A 19,117-nucleotide genomic window follows, 5' to 3' on the forward strand; every position below is an offset into this window, starting at 1 on the left:
GGTGCGCCGGTGCGCGACCTGGCCATGGGCACGCCTCTGCGAGAGGTGTCGACGGTCGTCGTCGGCGCCTATCCGTCAGCGGTGCACGTCGAGTGGACCCCGCCCCGAGGCCTCGGCCGACGGGTGGCGGCGCTGCCCGTCGACAACGAGCCGCACCCCTTCTGGGACGGCTCGGGCATGGAGCACTTCGTCGAGCGCTGGCGCGGCGAGTACTTCCGGCCCGAGTGGGGCACGGTGCGTCCATCCCGGCTCAACGGGTCCTCCGGGCGCCTGCTCCACACTCGATGGCTCGCGCCGCTGGGTGTAGCGGTCGACGACTACTTCGTCACCGACTGCCTGCCGACCTCGATGATGAGCGACGGCGTCGAAGGCGTCGTCACCGGAGAGGGTGCCTACGCGGCACTGGCCGAGGAGCTGGGACTCCCGGCCGTGGACATGCTGCAGCACCCTTCCGAGAACGCCATCGTCGCCCGTGCGGAGCGCCAGCACGACCGCCTTCGTCGGCAGGTCGAGGCGTCAGGGGCGTCGACCATCGTCACCCTCGGCAACGCCGCGGCCCGTGTGGTCGCAGCGCTGAGCGGGCAGACCGGTGGCGCGCTCGACGAGGACACGTACGAGGAACCCCGGTACGCCACGATCGGCGACCGCAACCTGACCTGGCACGCGCTGGTCCACCCGGCAGTCCGTGCGCCGTGGGTCGAGCGACACGACCAGTGGGTCCTCGGGCGCCGGACGGAGCCCGCGGCATGAGCCAGAGCGCGCCTGCCGGCTGGTACCCGCAGCCCGACGGCAGTCGGCGGTGGTGGACCGGCTCCTCGTGGGCCGAGGTCTCGGCACCCGGGGCGGGTCCCGTCGTCCACGGTGAGGTCGTGGCGTTCGGGTCCGCTCCGACGGCGCATCCGGTTCCGTCCAGCTACCCCGTGCCGCCCGACCGGCCGGCTCCGCTCGTGGCCGGTCCGTACGGCTACTCGCCGATGATGCAGGTGGCGCCCAAGAGCCCCGGCCTCGCGGTCCTCGCGTCCTTCTTCCTCCCCGGGCTCGGCCAGTTCGTCAACGGGCAGGGGGCGAAGGGCTTCGCGTTCCTCTTCTCCTGCTTCGTGGGGTTCCTGCTTCTCGCCGTGGTCATCGGCGTCTTCGTGCTCCCCGTCGTGTGGGTCTGGTCGATGGTGGACGCGTACTCCAGCGCGCAGGCCTGGAACGCGCGGCACGGCATCCTCAGCTGAACCGCAGGGCCGACGAAGGGTTCGGTCAGATCGTCGTCAAGGGTTCGACGCCGGCCCCCGCACGGGTTGTCGGGGGAGCGGGGGTGTGGTTGGGTACGCGTCAGAGAGCGCTCTCTCACCGACGAGCGAGCCCCGGCGCGAACGGACTGCGACATGACCTCACCCCCGCCCGCGAGGACCACCCGAGCCACCCGCCGCGCCGTCGCCGGCGTCGTGACCGGCCTCCTCGCCCTCACCGGCACGGCGGCCCAGCTGGCGCCCGCCGCCGCGGCGCCGGCCAAGCCGAAGCCCCCGGCCCCGTCCCTCGACCTCGGCAGCAAGGTGCTCGTCCTCGACCCGAGCATGGCCACGGCCGACATCAAGGCCGCAGTGGACACGATCAGCGACGCCCAGACCGACGACGAGATGGGCACCGGCCGCTGGAGCATCCTCTTCAAGCCCGGCACCTACGGCACCGCCACCGAGCCGCTGCAGCTCAAGGTCGGCTACAACACCGAGGTCGCCGGCCTCGGCGCGAGCCCGGACGACGTGCACGTCATCGGCAAGATCGAGGTCTACAACCGCTGCCTGGACGACGGCGGGACGAGCAACTGCATCGCGCTCAACAACTTCTGGCGCACCCTGAGCAACCTGACGATCGACGTCAACGGCACCGGCCAGGACGGCTGCCGTCAGTCGGCCAACTTCTGGGCCGTCAGCCAGGCCGTCTCGATGCGCCGCGTCGCCGTCAAGGGCGGCAACCTCAGCCTGATGGACTACTGCACCGCCGGACCGCAGTACGCCAGCGGCGGCTTCATCGCCGACACCTCCGCCGAGACGGTCATCAACGGCTCGCAGCAGCAGTGGCTGACCCGCAACAGCACGGTGGGCAGCTGGAGCAACGGCGTCTGGAACCAGGTCTTCGCCGGCGTCGAGGGCGCCCCCGACGACAGCGCGTTCCCGAACCCGCCGTACACGACGCTCGAGAAGACGCCGGTCAGCCGCGAGAAGCCGTACCTGTTCATGGACGGCACCCGCTGGGCCGTCCGCGTGCCGTCGGCGCAGACCGACACCCGCGGCCGCAGCTGGGCGAACGGCATGACGCCCGGGAAGACGCTGCCGCTCAGCGCCTTCCACGTCGCGAAGCCCGGCGAGTCGGTCAAGGACATCAACAAGGCCCTCGCCAAGGGTCAGCACCTCCTGCTGACGCCCGGCATCTACGACGTCGACCGCAGCATCGAGGTCAAGCGTCCCGGCACGGTCGTCCTCGGGATGGGCCACGCCACCCTCACCGCGCAGAAGGGCGCGACGCCCCTCGAGGTCGCCGACGGTGCCGGCACGGTCATCGCCGGCGTCACCATCGACGCGGGAACCAAGCTGTCGCGCAACCTGCTCCACGTCGACGACCACGACAAGGGCAAGGGCGGCGACCGCTCCGGTCGTGGCTCGAGCGCCAAGGACCCGCTGACCCTCAGCGACGTCTACTTCCGCGTCGGCGGCCCGCACATCGGCAAGGTCAAGGTCGCGCTGCAGATCGACGCCGATCACGTCCTCGTCGACCACACCTGGGTGTGGCGCGCCGACCACGGAGTCGAGGACTTCACCGGCGGCTTCCTCGGTGACGACGAGCGCTGGGCCGTCAACACCGGGACCAACGGGCTCATCGTCAACGGGGACGACGTCACCGCGACCGGCCTGTTCGTCGAGCACTTCCAGCAGCACAACACCATCTGGAACGGCGAACGTGGACGGACCGTCCTCTACCAGAACGAGCTTCCCTACGACCCGCCCACGCAAGCGGACTGGACCCAGCCCGACGGCACCCTCGGCTACGCCGGCTACGTCGTCTCCCCGAAGGTCCGCACCCACGAGCTCTGGGGCGGCGGGTCGTACGTCTACAACCGCAACAACCCGTCGATCGTCACCGAGCACGGCTTCCAGGTGCCGACCACGCCGGGTGTACGGCTGCACCACCTGCTGACCGTCAACCTCGGTGCCGGCACGACCCGCCACGTCGTCAACGAGGTCGGAAGTCAGGTCGACAACAGCAACACCGGCACCCCGGCGTACGTCAGCGAGTACCCCTGAGCCGCACCGCCTGAGCCCGGACCCGTCCGCGGCAGCGCAGAGCAGGTTCCCGCTCAGGCGCTGTCGCGGACGACCAGGTCCACGCCCAGCACGACCGACCCGGATGTCTCGGCCGCCGCCAGGTCCGGCAGCGCGTCGGGCACCGGCCGGCCGAGGCGCTGGAGCAACAGCTGGGCCATCAGCCGGCCCTGGGTCTCGGTGCGCTGGCGCACGGTCGTCAGCGGGGGAGCGGCCACCGCCGCGACGTCGGCGTCGTCGAAGCCGATGACCGCCACGTCGCCCGGCACGGAGCGCCCGGCATCCCGCAGCGCCGTCAGCGCGCCGAGGGCCATCAGGTCGTTGGCGACGAAGAGGCCGTCGACGTCCGGGCGGCGCTGGAGCAGAACGGATGTCGCCAGCGCCCCGCCGGTCGTCGTGAAGTCGCCGACCTCGACGAGCTCCTCGTCGAACGCCTCGCCCAGCGCCTCGCGGAACCCCGCAAGCCGGTCCGTCCCGGCCGTCATGTCCTGCGGCCCGGCGACGGTCGCGATGCACCGCCGCCCGCTCGCCAGCAGGTGACGGGCGGCGAGCCGGCCGCCCTCGACGTTGTCGTGGTCGACGTGCCCGACGCCGGGGTGCTCGGCCACCGGACGGCCGCCGGCGACGACCGTGATGCCGCAGCCCTCGACGAGCCCGACGACGTCGTGGTCGCCGTGCTCGGAGATGACGAGCGCGCCGTCGACGTGCCCGCCGCGCAGGAAGCCGGCGAGGCGGTCGAGGTCCTCGTCGGTCTGCACCATCGAGAGCACCATGTGCAGCCCGGAGCGCGCCAGCTCCTGGCTGGCCCCGCGCGCGACGGCGGCGAAGAACGGGTCCCCGAAGACGCGGCTCGTCGCCTCGGCCGCGACGAGCGTGACGGCGTCGGCGCGGCGCGTCATCAGCGCTCGCGCAGCCGGGTTGGGGATGTACCCGAGCTCGTCGACGGCGGCGCGGACGCGCTCGGCCATCGCCTCCTCGACCGTCGGAGAGCCGTTGACCACCCGCGACACCGTCGCCCGCGAGACGCCGGCGCGGGCGGCGACCTGCTCGAGGGTCGGCCGCTGGCGGGCGGGCATCATCCGGTGCACGCCCACACGGTAGCCACCCCGGCTCGGAGGCAGGCGCTCACCGCAGACAGGGGCCGCTGCCGAGCTTCGCGAAGGCGTAGCGGTCGCCGTCCTGGAGGGTGCCCGGCCCGTTGCTCGCGCTCATCAGCTGGTCGTCGGCCTGGGGGTGGTCGGCCCCGAGGACGTGGCCGAGCTCGTGGACGATGACGCCGTGTGCGTCCCCGCGGCGCTGCGGGTCGTTGATCCACCTGCCGAGCGTCGGGGCGTCGAGCTCGATGGCGCCGGTGACCCAGCTGCGGCGGGTGGTCGGGCGGTCGGACTCCCGCGGGCCACCGAGCCCGACGATGCCGCCCTCGAGGCGCGGGGTCTCCTCCGGGTCGCTCCAGGAGATGAGCACGGGTGCCCACTGCCGGTCGTACTGGTGCATCCGCAGGGTGCGCGACGGGGAGGGCTTCTCGTCGGTGTAGCCGTCGAAGACGAAGGCCAGCCCGGTCGCCGCGGACACCTCGGTCACGGCGTCGGTGATGGCGTCGCGGCCGGTGTCACCGAGGTCGTACGGGTCGTGGATCACGTAGTGGATGGCACGGCACGGGTCGAAGGTGACCGGCTCGCCGCTGTCGACCTCGTCGATGAACGCGTAGCTGTCGATGTCCGGCGGGTCCGGCAGCGGCACGGCGACGCGCATCCGGCCGCCCTCGGGAGTGGCGACCGGTGAGACGCCGACACCGACCCGGAAGGTGGGGTCGCCGTTGACGAGGTAGTCGGCGAAGGTGACGAGGTGCGGCCAGCCGAGCTTGAGCGCGAGGGGGGCGACGAGCAGCAGTCCGACGAGGAGCGGGGTGCGTGGGCCGCGCTGCCGATTGGTGCTGCTGGGGATCTCGACGACGGGGACGACGGCCCCGGCCGCGGCGTGCTCGTCGAGGAGCTCGGCCACGGCCGGGACCTCGCGCGCCAGGCGCGCCAGCTCGTCGTCACCCCCGGTCGGCACCCCGACAGGCTAGGAGCGCGTCGTGGCGGGCGCCGGGCATCCGTGGCGAGGGGTGACCGAACGGCCGAGCGACGGGGCGTGGAGGTCAGGCGGCATCGAGGAGGGCGGCCAAGTGACGCTCGAGCACGGACTCGTCGTCGGGCGGGGGGTCGGAGCCCCATCCGAGGAGGGGCGGGGACAGAGTGCGGTGGCGGTGTCCGGTCGGGGTACGGACCTCGAGCTCGTGGGGTGACCCGCGCACGACGACCACCTGCCACCCGGGCGACTCCTTGACGAGGTTGCACCGGGCACAGAGTCCCGCCGCGTTGACGAGGCTCGTCGGCCCACCGTCGCGCGCGGGGTGGACGTGGTCGGCGTGGGCGACGAGGGAGTCGCACCACGGGGTGGCGCAGACGTCGTCGCGCAGGACGACCATCCGGCGCAGAAGGCCGGTGAACAGCCGACGGCGGGCATCCATCGTGACCAGGTCCCTGCCGTCGGGGCTCACGTAGAGGCGTCGCAGCCAGACGGAGGCGTCGCCGGCGTCGCGGACCCACCGGCGCGACGGGTGCGGGGACCGAGCCGTGGCCCGGGATGCGGGCCGGGGTGTCGACGGAGGCGGCGGGGTCGCCCGTCCCGAAGAGGGAGCGGTCGGTCATCACGAGGTGGACCTCGACCGGCTGGACCTGCCCGACCGCGAGGCCGGCGAGCAGCCGCGTGGCGGTGTCGGCCATGACCGCGCCGAGGCCACGCCCGTCGGGTGCCTCGTCGTCGCACCCGCCACCGACGACCAGCTGGGCGCGGGCACGCACCGCGGCGTAGGCGCCGACGGCGTCGCGCAGCGGGGCGAGCACGGTCAGCCATGCCATCCCGTCCGGTGCGGGGCGCACCGAGACGCGTCGGGAGGCGGCCGCTGCCTCCATGCGGCGGACGACGGAGGCGGCGTCGAGCTCGGCAGCGACCCGTCGCGCGGCGCGGCCGGCGGCCCGTGGCCCGAACCGGGGGAGGACGCCGGCGAGGCGGCGGTCGACCTCGGCGCGGTCCTCGCGGGTGAGCGTGGCCGTCTCGCGGACGACCTCGAGGGCGTGCCGCTCGCCGATGTCGCCGTCGGTCAGCGCGGCCATCGTCACGGGCATCTCGTGGACGAGCGCGCGGGACATCCCGACGAACCGGTCACCGAGAGTGGGGGACTCGTGGCGAGCGAGCGCGACCTGCGACCCGACGGAGCGCGCAGCGTCCTGGGGTGCGGCCGCCTCGTGGGAGCGCCGGAAGGCGTCGGTGGCTCGGGCCTGGGCCGCCGCGACGGCGCCCTTGAGCCGCTCGAGCTCGGTCAGCAGATCGATGCGCTCGCGGTCGTCGAGCTCCTCGACAGGCACGTCGGCGAGAGACGTCCGGAACGCCGTGACCGAGGCCGCGGCGGATCGACTCGCGACCCCTGCGGCGACCCCCATGGCGCTCTCCCTCCTGCTGCTCCCCATCGTAGGGACGACCACCGACAGCGCCCCGGGCTCGCGACCGGGGCGCTGCGCGATGGCGCCGCTCAGGGCCGGGATGATGACGGACCGCGGACGGTGACCTCCATCGCGCCGCCGACGACGAGGTCGATGTCCGCGCAGGCGAGCGAATCGTCCGCCACCGCGACCACCCGTCCGGTCGAGCCGACGACGCCTCGCGCCGCGGTCTCCGCCTCCCCGACGCCGAGGCACCGTCCCGCGAGGGCTCGACGCAGCCCCTCGGCTGCGTCGAGCACCGTCTCGTCAACCGTGCCGGAGCCGCGCTCGATGCGCTCGCGCGCACCCGGCGTCACCTCGACCGAGCGTCCGTCCGCGCCGACCTCCACTCCGGCGCAGGAACCGACGGCTCCCGACGCCACGACGCGGACCGTCCACTTCGACAGGCCCGCGCGACCCAGTGCACCCCGCGCGTAGCGTTCCGCCTCGGTGGCTGTGAAGCAACCGCCCTGGGGCCCGTCGACCCAGTCGGCCAGGGCGGCATCGAGGGCGACGTGGGCTGCGCGGTCGACCTCAGCCACTGTCGCCACTGACGAAGGACGCGCAGCCGCCGGCACCCCCGCCCGCGCCACGACGTACCGGACGCCGCCGATCGTCAGCGCCTCCGGGTCGGCGAGCGGCGGCATCCCCGCGTCCGACCGAAGAGCGGCGCAGTCGGCCACGTCGTCACCGGTGCGCGACGGACCGGAGACCGAGCCGACGAGCGTGACCTCTCCGTCGCTGACCTCCAGGGCCGTCCCGCAGTTGATCCCGTCGAGCAGGGGACCGCGGTCCCAGGCGTTCGTCGCGACGGCGACGCCGCCCCCGACGAGGACGAGCCCCAGGGTGCCCGCGGTGAGTCCCCGACCGCCGAGACGCCGGCCCCTCCGCGGCGTCTCGACGGTCGGGGGAGCGTGGCGGTCGGTCATGGTGATCCCCTCTCGCAGCGCCTGCAGCGCATGCCGGTCGGCCACCGCGGAGAGCGTCTCGTCGTCGACCGGACGGGCACTGCGCAGGGCGGTCATCACCTCGTGGTCGTTCACGATGTCTCCTCGGGGCCGGGACGGGCGGTCGCCCATCTGCGGGGTTCATGTCCGGCTGTCGGGTTTCGTTGCACCGGAGGAGAGTCGGAGTGCGTCTCGAGCTCTCGAATCGCCTCCCTCAAGCGCACACGAGCCCGGTGCAGGCGCACCCGGACCGTCGCCCGGGACAGCCCCATCACCAGCGCGATCTCGTCCCGTGCGAGCTCCTCCCACGCGAGGAGGCGGAGCAGCTCGCGGTCGTCGGCACCGAGCCGCTCCACGGCCCGCTCGACGATGCTGGGCTCACGGACCTCGGGCGGAGGCACCGACTGGTGCAGCGAGTCACGCAGCCGGTCCGCGAGGGCGACCCGGCGGCGCTCACCGCGGTGGTGGTTGGCCAGCACCCGCCGGGCGACGCCGAAGAGCCACGGGCGGGCCTGGTCGCCGGGCGGGACGTCCTCCAACCGGCGCCAGGCGACGAGGAAGGTCTCGGCGACGACGTCCGCGGCGTCGGCGGGGTCCGCGACCCGGCGGACGGCGTAGCCGAGCAGCGCGACGTGCGTCGCGTCGAAGAGCGTCGCGAAGCGGACCTCGGGCGTGCTCATGCGTCCCCTCCCACGGCGGTGAGCCTGACACACCCCACGTGTCCGGCACCGGCCCCGGCGTTACCGACAGGGTGAGGCCCCGGTCGGGTGGTCCGACCGGGGCCTCGTTGTCGAGATCGCGGAGCAGGGGGTTTTGCGATCTCAGGCGTGGGAGTGGATCTTCTCGATGGCGGGGGCCTCGACGAGGTTCACCTTGTGTGCGTGCCGGAGGCCGAGGCCGCCGAGGACGAACATCACCAGGGAGCCGGCGAAGGCGGCGATGGCGGCCCACATCGCGATCGCACCGATGGTGGCGAAGGCGTAGGCGTTGAGGAGCATCCCGCGGAGGGTCGTTCCCATGAAGAGGGTCTGGCGCAGCTGGCCGAGGTCCTGCGTGGCCTGCGCGGTCGGGGCGGCCTTGAGGGCGGCCATGTACTCACCGGAGACCTGCGAGTACGTCTTGCCCTGCGAGGCCTCGTCCATGTGGGCCTGGATGTAGTAGTCGGCGTACGCCTTGGCCTGCGCGCCGGTGGTCAGCTCCTGGCCGGCGTACTGCGTCAGCTCGGCCTTCATCTGCGGCGTCGTGAGGGCGGCGGCCACGGGCATCGTGATCTGCTGGGCGGCCAGCTGGTCGTGGACGGTGCTGGTGGCGAAGGTCGAGGCCCACGTGAGCAGGCCCGCGGCGACGAGGAGGACCGTGGCGACGATGATGCCGGTCCAGGAGATGAGCTTGTCGAATGCCTTGCGCATGTCGTTCGCGTCCCTTCGGGTGGGCCCGGGGTGAGGGCCCGTGGTCTGTGGTGCCGGGTGGTCTTGCACCACTGAAACTACTACTACGCGTAGTAGTTGAAAAGGCATTCTGATGTCGCCTCGGTCACACCGCCTGTATCGAGGTCCGTCCATGCGAGAACGGCTGTCCCCGAACGCGGCCCAGCCCACGGAGACACCAGAGGGGTCTCCGTGGGCTGGGCCGGTCGGACCGGGCTGGACCTAGCTGACGGTCCAGGAGTCCTGGATGATCGCCTTGTACGTGGCGTACTCGGACGGGGTGTTCAGCCACCAGACGCAGTCCATGTTGTCCGGGTTGGTCGGCGGGCGGTTGAAGTAGTACGCAGCCACGAAGTAGGCGTTGTTGGCCTTGAGCCACTTGTACCCGTCGCTGAGCCACTGCGCGCGGTCGGGCGCCGAGGTGGCGGCGAACTCGGGCAGCGACGCCTTCTTGTTGTGCGCCTTGGCGAACGTGAGGATCCCGCCGGCGATCGTGCTCAGCGGCACGCTCTTGTTCTGGCCGGGCAGGCCGCAGGTGTTCCAGTTGTACGCGTCGCCGCCGACGACGTCGACGTAGGCGTCACCCGGGTACCAGGTGGTCGCCGACCCGAGCGCGGTCTGGTTGACCCGGTAGGCCCACGCGGTGGTCTGGTACACCCAGCTGACGTTGGTGACGCCCTGCTGGCGGAAGATCGTCCAGACGCGCTGGTAGGCGGCGCGGTACTCCTCGGGGGTGCCGAGGCCGGCCTTCTTGACGACCTCGGGCTCGTGGCCGAAGGAGAACAGGATCTTGCCGGGGCGCGCCTTGATGGTCTGCGCCCACCGCACGATGTTGTTGTACATCGGGGTCCCGGGGACGGCGCTCGAGACGCTGGTCCACGGCACGCCGGAGGCGTTGGCCGTGATCATCCGACCCTGGGGGACCGCGCCCTGGAAGTTGCCGTAGGCGTGCCGGCCGACGGTTTCGCCCGCGATGGACGTCAGGGTGTCGACGTCGCCCGCCGCACCGAAGAAGACGGTCGGGGTGGTCGGCGCCGGGGTGGTGGGCGTGGGGGCCGGCTTGGTCGGGGTCGGCGTGGGGGCGGGCTTGGTGGGCGTGGGGGTGGGGGTCGGCGTGGTCGGGACCTGGGGCGCGACCGAGCCGAGCGGGCGAGCAGCCCCGACGACGGTCTTGACCGGGGAGAGCCGGTCGGTCACCGGGCGGGCGGTTGCGACTCCCGCCGTGGTGAGGCCGAGCGAGGCCACGGCCAGCAGTGCGCCGAAGGACTGGGCCGCGCGACGGCGGCTCGGGGACATGGAAGTACCCATGGCGAATCGTCTTCTTTTCTGGTGCCACCCGGCCTACGGCTCCCCAGCACGTCGAGGGCGGGGATCGCGCGAGGCACCTTGAGTGCAGGGAGCGCGATCTGAAAGTGAAATTAGTCGTCCGCCCGAGCGGCCACGGTCGAACTCGGATCCAATGGCCGTTCGGACGATCGGGGCATGGGCCACCCGTCCGCGGCTGCCCCCACGAACGGTGGGAGCGGTCGTCGCACAACGTTTTTCGGCTGGTGCAATGTGATCGGGCTCACCCGCCGAAGGTGCCGCGCGCGGCTTTGACGCCCGCGGCGATGGAGTGCCAGAGGTGGTGCGGCCCGAGCTCGTCGACCAGCCCGGAGCGCTCGAGGACACCCCGCACGTCGGCGAGGACGCGGACGAGCTGGACGTCGACGTCGCGCCGGCGCAGCGCGCGGACGAGGTGCGCCAGGCGGTCGCACGTCGTGGCGTCCATCTGGTTCGTCGCCTCGAGGTCGAGGACGAGCGTGGCGCCGCCGTCCCGGGCGCGCCGGTCGAGGGCCATCCGCTCGACCTGGGCCAGGACCGTCGAGGCGTTGGCCCAGAACAGCGGCCCGTCCGGTCGGACGACGACGACGCCGCGGTAGGTCCGCCGGGTGGGGTCCGAGCGCAGCGAGCCCCACGCCGCCTTCTCGTCCTCGACACGGCCCATCTCGTCGACCCGCACCTGCACGGACCGGTAGACCAGCCCGAGCACGGACTGGGCCACGGCGACGAGCAGCCCGTTGAGCGGCCCGAGGACGAGGACCCCGACGAGGGCCACGACGGCGGCGACGAAGTCGTTGCGCCGCAGCCTGCGGTAGCGGCTGAACGCGCGTGGGTGCACCAGCCCCCACACGGCCCGGATGACGACCGCCGACAGCACCGTGCGCGGCAGATCCGCCAGCAGACCGGTGGCGGCCACGAGGAAGCCGAGCGTGGCGAGAGCGGCGGTGATGCCGCTCAGCTGCGTCCACGCGCCGGCGCTCGCGTTGGCCGCGGTCTTCGACAGGGAGCCGCCGACCCCCATCCCGCCGAACGCCCCCGAGGCGAGGTTGGCCGCCCCGTGGGCCACGAGCTCGCGGTCGTCGGTGCGCGCGTCGACGTCCTCGGCAGAGAAGAGGCGAACCGCCGCGAGCCCCTCGGCGACGGCCACTGCCGCGATCGCGACACCGCCGGTTACGAGCCCCGACAGCAGGTGCGGGTCGACGTCCGGCAGCCGCGGCACGGGCAGGCCCCCGGGCACGCTGCCGACCGTCCGCACGCCGCGTCCGGCCAGCCCGGCCTGCCCGGACACGAGGACCCCACCGACGAGGACGACCAGCGACCACGGAACCCGCGGCGCGAGGCGCTGCCCCCCGAAGAGCACGAGCAGCGCGACAGCGCCGACGGCCAGCGTCAACCCGTCGAAGCCACCGATTCCGTGCAGGAGCGCGACGAGACGGTCGCCCAGGGAGCCCGTGGGGGCGGGCAGGCCGGCCAGCGCCGGGACCTCCCCGACGACGATGAGGACGACGAGCCCCGCCACGAAGCCCGTGACGATGGGCTCGCTGAGGAACTGCGCGACCCACCCCAGCCGCAGCACGCCGGCGACGACGAGGACGAGCCCCGCGACCACCGCGAGCCCCGACGTCAGGCCGACCGCCGCCGCAGGATCGCCCCCCGACAGCACCCGGACGATCGAGCCGGAGAGCACCGACACCGTCGACACCGGGCCGACGAACAGCACCTTGGACGAACCGAGGACGGCGTACGCGAGGAGCGCCGGCGGCAGCGTCCAGAGCCCGACGACGAGGGGCACCCCGGCGACGGCCGCGTACCCGAGCGACTGCGGCACGGCCAGCGCGGCGACGAGGAGGCCGGCCAGCACGTCGCCCGCGAGATGACCGCGCGGGTAGTGACGCAGTGACCGGAGGTTCTCCGGGACCATCGTCGACAGCGCGCGCACCCCTCCATCCTGCTCCTGCGCGACGGCGGGACGAGCAGGTTCCACGCGTGCGGAATCCGTACTACCCAGCCCAGCACGGACCGACCGCCGCGGACCATCGGACGGACGGACGGAGGGCCTCGACCGTTCGGTGGAGGGTGACAACGGTGTCGGTCACGAGCGCGCCACGGGTTCTTAAAGGGTTGGTCAAGTGGCGGTCGAGAAGCGCTCTGGGTCAGTAATTTTCCACCAGCAGAGGGACGGAACCCCGCGAAGGAGATTTAGGTGAGCACGTCAGTCGTCACGGTGGACGGAGCCCGCGTCCGGGTGTCGAGCCCGGCGTTCCGCGAGACGTTCTCGCAGCGCTCGTCGGCGGGTGTCCCCGTCCCGGCGGGCGAGGCCTCCACGACCGTACCGGCGCCCTCGACGACGGGATCCGTGGCCCGTCGCCAGCTGCCCCAGGACCCCGGCGCGGGCCGCCTCACCCTCACCCACGCGTCGGCCGCGACGTCGGCCCTGGCCGAGTCGATCCTCGACGCCGAGGACGCCCTGACATCCGTCCACCGCTCGTGGTTCGCCCCGGCCCAGCGCCCCTGCGCGCCGCGCGCCGACCGGGTCGACGAGTCGACGATCGTCGCCCGTCACGCGGAGGCCGCGGTCCGCGGCGTGCCGTGGTTCGACCTGTCCAAGCGCCGGCAGGCCGCCCAGGTCGCGCGCCGCCGGGCCCACTCCGACATCGACGTCGCGCGCCGCGCCGCCGAGGAGCGGGTGCGCGCCGAGGAGCGCCGTCTAGACGCCTGGTGGAGGGCGCTGTGCGCCAACGACCCTGCGACGGTCACCGAGCACGTCGACGGTGTCTTCGCCCGCGAGCCGGGCACGCGGGCCAAGGCGCTCGGCGCCGAGGGGTCCGTCCTCGAGATCGCCGTCCTCGCGCCCGGTGAGCACGTGCTCCCCGCGGAGGAGGTGCGGATGGCCGCCGACCGCGCGCTCACCATCCGGCGTGCCTCGGCCGCCCACCGCGCCGAGCTCTACCGCCAGCACGTCGCCGGCCTGCTGGTGGCGACCGCGCGTCGCGCGCTCGCCGCCTCGCCGGGTGCGGGGTCCGTCCGCGTGCACGTGCTGCGGTCGACGGCCACGGGCCCCTACGACGACGTCTGCCTGCTCGCCGTCGCCGAGATCGCCCGCGAGGACCTGCACCGGGCCGACTTCGGGCTCGACGCGGTGTCGCTGCTCGGGCGAATCGGCCGCGGCACCGTGCTCGGCGCCGCCGGGGCGGACAAGGCGATGGAGCCGGTCGCCCTCGAGGTCGTGCCCGGGCTGGCCGAGCGCCTCGCGGCGCTGTGCTGCACCGAGCGCCGCGCGTCCGCCTGACATGCGCTTCGTCACGCCCCCCACCTGGCCGCCCATGCCCGAGGGCTGGCTGCCCGACCCCGGATGGCGCCCCGAGCCCGAGTGGCCCGCGGCGCCGAAGGGCTGGCACTTCTGGGAGAACGACTACGGCGTCGCGGTCCCCGGACCGGCCGGTCTCTACGGGACCCGACCGCGCCTCTTCACCGGGCTCGGCATCGTCCTCGCCCTGGTCACCGGCCTGCTGGGCTTCTACGTGGGCGCAGGCGGGGCCGCCCCCGCTGACGCCCAGCCACCCGCTCCGGCCCGGACCGTCGTGTCCTCGCCCGCGGCCACCCCGACGACGACGCCGTCGAAGTAGGGGGTCCGCCCGCACCTGTCGAGCCTCGCGCGGGCGGACCCCTCCTACTGTGGGTGGATGGACTTCAGATACCTCGGCAACAGCGGTCTCAAGATCTCGGAGATCACCTACGGCAACTGGCTGACCCACGGGTCGCAGGTCGAGAACGAGGCGGCCACCGCGTGCGTGCGCGCCGCCCTCGACCATGGCATCAGCACCTTCGACACCGCCGACGTCTACGCCAACACCAAGGCCGAGAGCGTCCTCGGCGAGGCCCTCAAGGGCGAGCGGCGCGAGAGCCTCGAGATCTTCACCAAGGTCTACTGGCCGACCGGCCCCGGCGGGAAGAACGACACCGGCCTCTCGCGCAAGCACATCATGGAGTCGATCAACGGCTCGCTCCAGCGGCTGCAGACCGACTACGTCGACCTCTACCAGGCGCACCGCTACGACACCGAGACGCCGCTCGAGGAGACGATGCAGGCGTTCGCCGACGTCGTCCGGCAGGGCAAGGCCCTCTACATCGGTGTCTCGGAGTGGACCGCCGACCAGATCCGCGCGGGCCACGCCCTCGCCAAGGACCTCGGCATCCAGCTCATCTCGAGCCAGCCGCAGTACTCGATGCTGTGGCGCGTCATCGAGCCCGAGGTCGTCCCGGCCTGCGAGGAGCTCGGCATCGGCCAGATCGTGTGGAGCCCCATCGCGCAGGGCGTGCTCACCGGCAAGTACAAGCCGGGTGAGGCCCCGCCCGCCGGGTCGCGCGCGACCGACGTCAAGGGCGGCGCCGACATGATCAAGCGCTTCATGGACGACGAGCTGCTGACCCGCGTGCAGAAGCTCCAGCCGATCGCCGACGAGGCCGGCCTGACGATGGCGCAGCTGGCCATCGCGTGGGTGCTGCAGAACGACAACGTCTCCGCCGCGCTCGTCGGTGCGTCGCGGCCCGAGCAGGTCGAGAGCAACGTCAAGGCGGCGGGCGTCACCCTCGAGCCCTCGGCGATGCAGGCCATCGACGACGCGCTCGGTGACTCCGTCGTGCGCGACCCGGCGATGACCGAGAAGAACGCGCCGCAGACCCGCGTGGCCTGAGGCGCAGCCGAACTCGTCGGATGGGGCGCCGGTTCAGCTGCGGGAGAGGAGCTCTCGCAGCGAGACCGGCGCCCTTCCGGTGACCTGCCGGACGTCGTCGGTGACGACGTCGAGCTCGCCGGCGCGGACGGCGGTGTACGTCGACACCCACGCGTCGAGCTGCCAGTCGGGTGCCTCGTAGGGGGCGCGGCTGGCGTACGCCTCCTCGACCGTCTCGTGGTGGAAGGTGACCTCCTGCCCCGTCACCTCGCTGATGGTGGTAGCGATCTCGTTGAAGGACAACGCCTCCGGGCCGGTGAGGTCGTAGGTGCGCCCTGCATGCGCGTCCGGGTCGAGCAGCGCGGCAGTCGCGACGCGGGCGACGTCTTCGCGCGCCACCGCTCCGAGCCTGCCGTCACCGGCCGGTCCGCGGATGACGCCGTTCTTGCCCGCCATCAGGGGGAGGAAGTCGAGGTAGAGGCTGTCGCGCAGGAACGTGAAGGCCATCCCGCTGTCGCGGACCAGTCCCTCCGTCGCCCAGTGGTCACGGCCGAGCGTGAACGTGCAGTCGGCCGCCGCGCCGAGGAACGAGGTGTAGACGACGTGGCGGACGCCGGCCTCAGCGGCGGCGCGGACGGCGGTCGCGTGATCGGTCATCCGGTCCTCGGACTCGGACGCCGAGACGAGCAGGAGGACGTCGACACCGTCGAGCGCGGCGCGCATCGCATCGCCGTCCCGGTAGGAGGCCGCGGCCACCTCGGCGCCGTCGAGCTGCGGTGCGCGAGAGGCGTCCCGGACGATGAGTCGCTGGGGGAGCCCGCGCGCGACGAGGTCACGCGCGACGAGCCCACCGACCGCTCCGGTGGAGCCGGTGACGCCGATGAGGCGGGTCACGACCGCGCCGCCACGGCGTCGGCGACGGCCTGCCGCATCGAGGTGGGTGCGCGGCCGATGAGGCGTTCGAGGTCACCGCTCGTCACCTCGAGCTCGCCGCGGGCGATGCCCCGGTCGGAGTCGGCGAAGACGCGGGCGACGGGGTCGGGGAGGCCTGCGCCGGCGAGGATGCCGGCGAGCTCGTCCTCGGTGACGTCGCGGTAGGCGACCTCGCGTCCGGACGCCTCGGAGACGGCGGCCGCGAGGTCGGCGAGGGTGAAGCCCTCACCGCCGAGCTCGTGGACCGTCCCGGGGGTGGCGTCGGGGTCGAGGAGCACGGCCGCGGCGGCGTCCGCGTAGTCCGCGCGGGTGGCGGCACTGACCGTGCCCTCGCCGGCAGCACCGACGACCGCGCCGTGCTCGAGGTAGGTCGGCACCTGCGGCGTGTAGTTCTCGAGGTACCAGCTGTTGCGCAAGAGGACGAGGGGGAGGCCGGCGTCGCGGAGCATCTGCTCGGTTGCCTGGTGCTCGGCGGCCAGCTGCATCGTCGACGTGTCGGCACCGGCGATGCTCGTGTACGCGACGAGCCCGACGCCCGCGGACCGCAGGGCCTCGACGACGTTGGTGTGCTGGGGGATGCGCTGCCCGACCTCGCTGCCGGAGACGAAGAGGACGCGGTCGGCGCCGTCGAAGGCGTCGCGGAGGGATGCCGGGTCCGCGTAGTCGACGACGGCCGTGCGGACGCCGAGGTCGGCCAGGGCGCGGAGGCGGTCGGTGTCGCGGCCGGTGGCGAGGACGTCGGCGGGGGAGGCGCCGCGGCGCAGGAGCGCTTCGACGACGAGGCGGCCGAGCTGGCCGGTGGCGCCGGTGACGACGATGGTCATGGGGTGGTCCTCTCTGGGTGCTGCGGGGTCGGTGGGTGCAACCGGACGGTGTGGTGGTCGCTTCCCGAGGGACAGTACGCACTTTCGAGTAAGGTACTGGCGTGACGGTGAGCAACGAGGTCAGCGACCTGCGGGCGATCTATCCGGACGGTGTCATCGCCGCCGGGTGCCCCAGCCGGACGGTCCTCGACCACGTCACGAGCAAGTGGGGGCTGCTCGTCCTCGTGTCGCTCACGGAGGGGCCGTTGCGCTGGAGCGAGCTGCGGCGCCGGGCCGACGGCGTGAGCGAGAAGATGCTCGCGCAGACGCTGCGGACGCTCGAGACCGACGGGTTCGTGCACCGCGAGGCGTTCCCCGTCATCCCGCCGCGGGTCGAGTACAGCCTGACGACGATGGGTGAGGAGCTCGCCGGGCACCTCGTGCCCCTGCTCGGGTGGGTCGCGGCCCGGGCCGAGGGGATCGTGGCGCGCACCCGCTGAGCCCGGCCGTCGCGGGCCTGTGGATGACCGCGTGCCCTCTGCGCCGATGCTCGGTACCTTGTGGTCAGGTCGCCGAGGGGGCGCCCGGAGAGGCAGGCATGACGAGGGGATCGCGCTGGGTCGTCGCGTGGGCCGCGCTGGCGTCGGTGCTGCTCGCGGGGTGCGACTCCTCCGGCGGTGACGAGCCGTCGCCCTCGCCGACGCCGAGCGCGACGTCGGCGAGCCCGAGCGCGTCCCCGTCGTCGAGCCCATCTCCTTCGCCCAGTTCGAGTGGTCCCGAGATCCCGGCCGCTGCGCGGGAGCAGACCCCCGCCGGCGCCGAGGCGTACGTCGAGTACTTCTTCGACCAGTTCAACGTCGCCTGGACCGAGCCCCAACCTGGCCTCATCAAGTCCCTCAGCGACCCCGAGTGCCAGTTCTGCAAGAAGACGGAGGCGACGGCCGCGCGTCTTGCCGAGGATGAGCAGCGCTATAAGTCTGATCCAGCTCGTCTCCAGAGCGTTGACGTGTTCGGTGGCGCGCCCGCAGGGCAGCAGTTCACGCAGATTCGCCTTATCCAGAACCGTGTCGCGATCGTGAACGCGAGTGGGGATGCCGTGAGGACCGATGAGCGCAAGGAATTGGACTACTACGTCACGCTTCGTTGGAAGTCAGATCGTTGGTGGCTCCTCGAACTGGAGAAGACCTCATGACGGTCACGGGCGGCGTCCTCCTTCTGGCGGCCACCATGGTTCTGCCCTCCGCGAGTCCCGCCGACGATTCGATCAGCGGCAGCGCGAGCGAGGTCGGCAGCCGAGTCACTCTGAGCAGCGGCGACACGGACCACTTGGCGGACTCGTACTTCAAGAGCGCTGCAGCCAAGGGGCCTTTCCACGACTACCGCGCGGTGTCCGTCTGTGGAGGTGGGGGGCCGGACAGCGGGAACGAGGGCGACCTCTGCCCGCAGTCCTGGGGGATGTGCCGCATCGCCTCCGGTGGTGGGGAGGGGCCGGCGGTGGTCGTCTACCGGCGCGTCGTCGAGCAGGACGGGACCCCGGTGACGGGCCCTCCGGGGCAGTGGCAGCAGGTCGCGCTGACGTGCTGGCCGGAGCGGGTGCCGGGCAACGCGAACGCGTTGACGATGGGGATGATCCGTCAGGCGTTCCGGGACACCGACTTCACGAAGCCGACGGTCAACATCCAGCCGGAGGGTGACGTCACCCTCGTCAACCTGCCGACGTTCTTCGAGGTGCAGTTCCCCGAGGCGGGGTTCGGGCCCGACGAGGTCGACCGTCCGGACCCGGCGACGCTGCTCGGTCACGAGGTCGAGATCCGGCCACGCCTCACGGCGATCACCTACCACCTGGGGGAGCGGACGGTCGGTCCGACGAAGGACCTCGGTGGCCCGTACCCCGACGGCACCGTCGTGCAGACCTACACCCGGCCGGGTGAGCAGCAGGTCCGCGCCGACATCGTCTACTCGGGGCAGTTCCGGGTCGGGGGCAGCGGCTGGATCGACATCCCGGGCACGGTCGAGCTCCAGGGCACGCCGGTGACCCTCACCGTGCGCGAGGCCAAGGCCCGTCTCTACTCGAACTGACGACGCCCGCGTCCGTCTCGTCGGGAGCCGGCACCGGCTCGTCCGCTTCTCGTGGCGATCTGCGGGGGTCCGGGTGCGGTGGCACGCGGACCCCCGCAGA

General features: G+C 72.7%; 19 protein-coding genes and 1 pseudogene. 9 read left to right on the top strand and 11 right to left on the bottom strand.

Annotation, left to right across the window (positions count from 1 at the left end):
- Positions 1 to 9 precede the first annotated feature (9 nt).
- The 3 genes from J3473_RS00490 (at position 10) to J3473_RS00500 (ending at position 3,290) form a co-directional block, all read left to right on the top strand.
- Positions 10 to 750 (top strand): hypothetical protein, encoded by a 741-nt coding sequence (locus tag J3473_RS00490; RefSeq protein WP_207021472.1) that lies wholly within the window; start codon positions 10 to 12, stop codon positions 748 to 750.
- Complete coding sequence (locus J3473_RS00495; RefSeq protein ID WP_207021473.1) at positions 747 to 1,223, top strand: hypothetical protein; 477 nt, start codon at positions 747 to 749, stop codon at positions 1,221 to 1,223. The genes J3473_RS00490 and J3473_RS00495 overlap by 4 nt, the downstream gene beginning before the upstream one ends.
- A 153-nt stretch (positions 1,224 to 1,376) precedes the next feature.
- Positions 1,377 to 3,290, top strand: coding sequence for a glycosyl hydrolase family 28-related protein (locus J3473_RS00500; protein ID WP_207021474.1), 1,914 nt, complete (start codon positions 1,377 to 1,379; stop codon positions 3,288 to 3,290).
- 53 nt (positions 3,291 to 3,343) lie between these two features.
- Here J3473_RS00500 and J3473_RS00505 read toward each other — a convergent pair whose 3' ends face one another.
- The 9 genes and pseudogenes from J3473_RS00505 to J3473_RS00535 all read right to left on the bottom strand — a co-directional run bounded on the left by J3473_RS00505 (position 3,344) and on the right by J3473_RS00535 (position 12,468).
- Entirely contained in the window at positions 3,344 to 4,387 is a 1,044-nt protein-coding gene (locus J3473_RS00505; protein WP_207021945.1) for a LacI family DNA-binding transcriptional regulator, read from the bottom strand.
- Between the two features lie 46 nt (positions 4,388 to 4,433).
- Entirely contained in the window at positions 4,434 to 5,363 is a 930-nt protein-coding gene (locus tag J3473_RS19380; RefSeq protein ID WP_242525595.1) for a hypothetical protein, read from the bottom strand.
- 85 nt (positions 5,364 to 5,448) lie between these two features.
- Positions 5,449 to 5,820, bottom strand: coding sequence for an HNH endonuclease (locus J3473_RS19385; protein ID WP_242525596.1), 372 nt, complete (start codon positions 5,818 to 5,820; stop codon positions 5,449 to 5,451).
- A gap of 241 nt (positions 5,821 to 6,061) precedes the next feature.
- A pseudogene (locus tag J3473_RS19785) lies at positions 6,062 to 6,820 on the bottom strand (DUF222 domain-containing protein); the annotation flags it as partial.
- Between the two features lie 62 nt (positions 6,821 to 6,882).
- Positions 6,883 to 7,875, bottom strand: a complete 993-nt coding sequence (locus J3473_RS00515; protein WP_207021475.1) for a hypothetical protein — start codon at positions 7,873 to 7,875, stop codon at positions 6,883 to 6,885.
- Positions 7,872 to 8,459: an RNA polymerase sigma factor gene (locus tag J3473_RS00520; RefSeq protein WP_207021476.1), complete on the bottom strand. Its 588-nt coding sequence runs from the start codon at positions 8,457 to 8,459 to the stop codon at positions 7,872 to 7,874. Before J3473_RS00520 ends, J3473_RS00515 begins: the two co-directional genes overlap by 4 nt.
- A gap of 141 nt (positions 8,460 to 8,600) precedes the next feature.
- On the bottom strand, positions 8,601 to 9,188 hold the full coding sequence (locus J3473_RS00525) for a hypothetical protein (RefSeq protein ID WP_207021477.1): 588 nt from the start codon (positions 9,186 to 9,188) through the stop codon (positions 8,601 to 8,603).
- Between the two features lie 240 nt (positions 9,189 to 9,428).
- Complete coding sequence (locus tag J3473_RS00530; protein WP_207021478.1) at positions 9,429 to 10,514, bottom strand: glycosyl hydrolase; 1,086 nt, start codon at positions 10,512 to 10,514, stop codon at positions 9,429 to 9,431.
- A gap of 259 nt (positions 10,515 to 10,773) precedes the next feature.
- The gene (locus tag J3473_RS00535; protein ID WP_207021479.1) at positions 10,774 to 12,468 is read right to left on the bottom strand and encodes a SulP family inorganic anion transporter; all 1,695 of its coding nucleotides are present in this window, start codon (positions 12,466 to 12,468) and stop codon (positions 10,774 to 10,776) included.
- 264 nt (positions 12,469 to 12,732) lie between these two features.
- Between J3473_RS00535 and J3473_RS00540 the strand changes: the two genes are divergently transcribed.
- The 3 genes from J3473_RS00540 to J3473_RS00550 are packed head-to-tail and all read left to right on the top strand — an operon-like array spanning position 12,733 to position 15,223.
- Positions 12,733 to 13,818 carry a hypothetical protein gene (locus tag J3473_RS00540; RefSeq protein ID WP_207021480.1) on the top strand — a complete coding sequence of 362 codons (1,086 nt, stop codon included), beginning with the start codon at positions 12,733 to 12,735 and terminating at the stop codon, positions 13,816 to 13,818.
- A gap of 34 nt (positions 13,819 to 13,852) precedes the next feature.
- On the top strand, positions 13,853 to 14,155 hold the full coding sequence (locus J3473_RS00545; protein WP_207021481.1) for a hypothetical protein: 303 nt from the start codon (positions 13,853 to 13,855) through the stop codon (positions 14,153 to 14,155).
- A 57-nt stretch (positions 14,156 to 14,212) separates the two neighbouring features.
- On the top strand, positions 14,213 to 15,223 hold the full coding sequence (locus J3473_RS00550) for an aldo/keto reductase family protein (protein WP_207021482.1): 1,011 nt from the start codon (positions 14,213 to 14,215) through the stop codon (positions 15,221 to 15,223).
- A gap of 33 nt (positions 15,224 to 15,256) precedes the next feature.
- On the opposite strand, the gene J3473_RS00555 is transcribed toward J3473_RS00550, so the two are convergent.
- Positions 15,257 to 16,096, bottom strand: a complete 840-nt coding sequence (locus tag J3473_RS00555) for an SDR family oxidoreductase (protein ID WP_207021483.1) — start codon at positions 16,094 to 16,096, stop codon at positions 15,257 to 15,259.
- Positions 16,093 to 16,959 carry an SDR family oxidoreductase gene (locus J3473_RS00560; RefSeq protein WP_207021484.1) on the bottom strand — a complete coding sequence of 289 codons (867 nt, stop codon included), beginning with the start codon at positions 16,957 to 16,959 and terminating at the stop codon, positions 16,093 to 16,095. Before J3473_RS00560 ends, J3473_RS00555 begins: the two co-directional genes overlap by 4 nt.
- Positions 16,960 to 17,060: 101 nt before the next feature.
- Between J3473_RS00560 and J3473_RS00565 the strand changes: the two genes are divergently transcribed.
- From J3473_RS00565 to J3473_RS00575, 3 genes are all read left to right on the top strand, one after another.
- Positions 17,061 to 17,438, top strand: coding sequence for a helix-turn-helix domain-containing protein (locus J3473_RS00565; protein ID WP_207021485.1), 378 nt, complete (start codon positions 17,061 to 17,063; stop codon positions 17,436 to 17,438).
- 98 nt (positions 17,439 to 17,536) lie between these two features.
- On the top strand, positions 17,537 to 18,130 hold the full coding sequence (locus J3473_RS00570) for a DUF6318 family protein (RefSeq protein ID WP_207021486.1): 594 nt from the start codon (positions 17,537 to 17,539) through the stop codon (positions 18,128 to 18,130).
- Positions 18,131 to 18,264: 134 nt separating this feature from the next.
- Positions 18,265 to 19,017, top strand: coding sequence for a hypothetical protein (locus tag J3473_RS00575; protein WP_207021487.1), 753 nt, complete (start codon positions 18,265 to 18,267; stop codon positions 19,015 to 19,017).
- Positions 19,018 to 19,117 lie beyond the last annotated feature (100 nt).

Origin of the sequence: Phycicoccus sp. DTK01, assembly GCF_017312765.1 — a bacterium.
GTDB classification, from domain to species: Bacteria; Actinomycetota; Actinomycetes; order Actinomycetales; family Dermatophilaceae; genus Phycicoccus; species Phycicoccus jejuensis.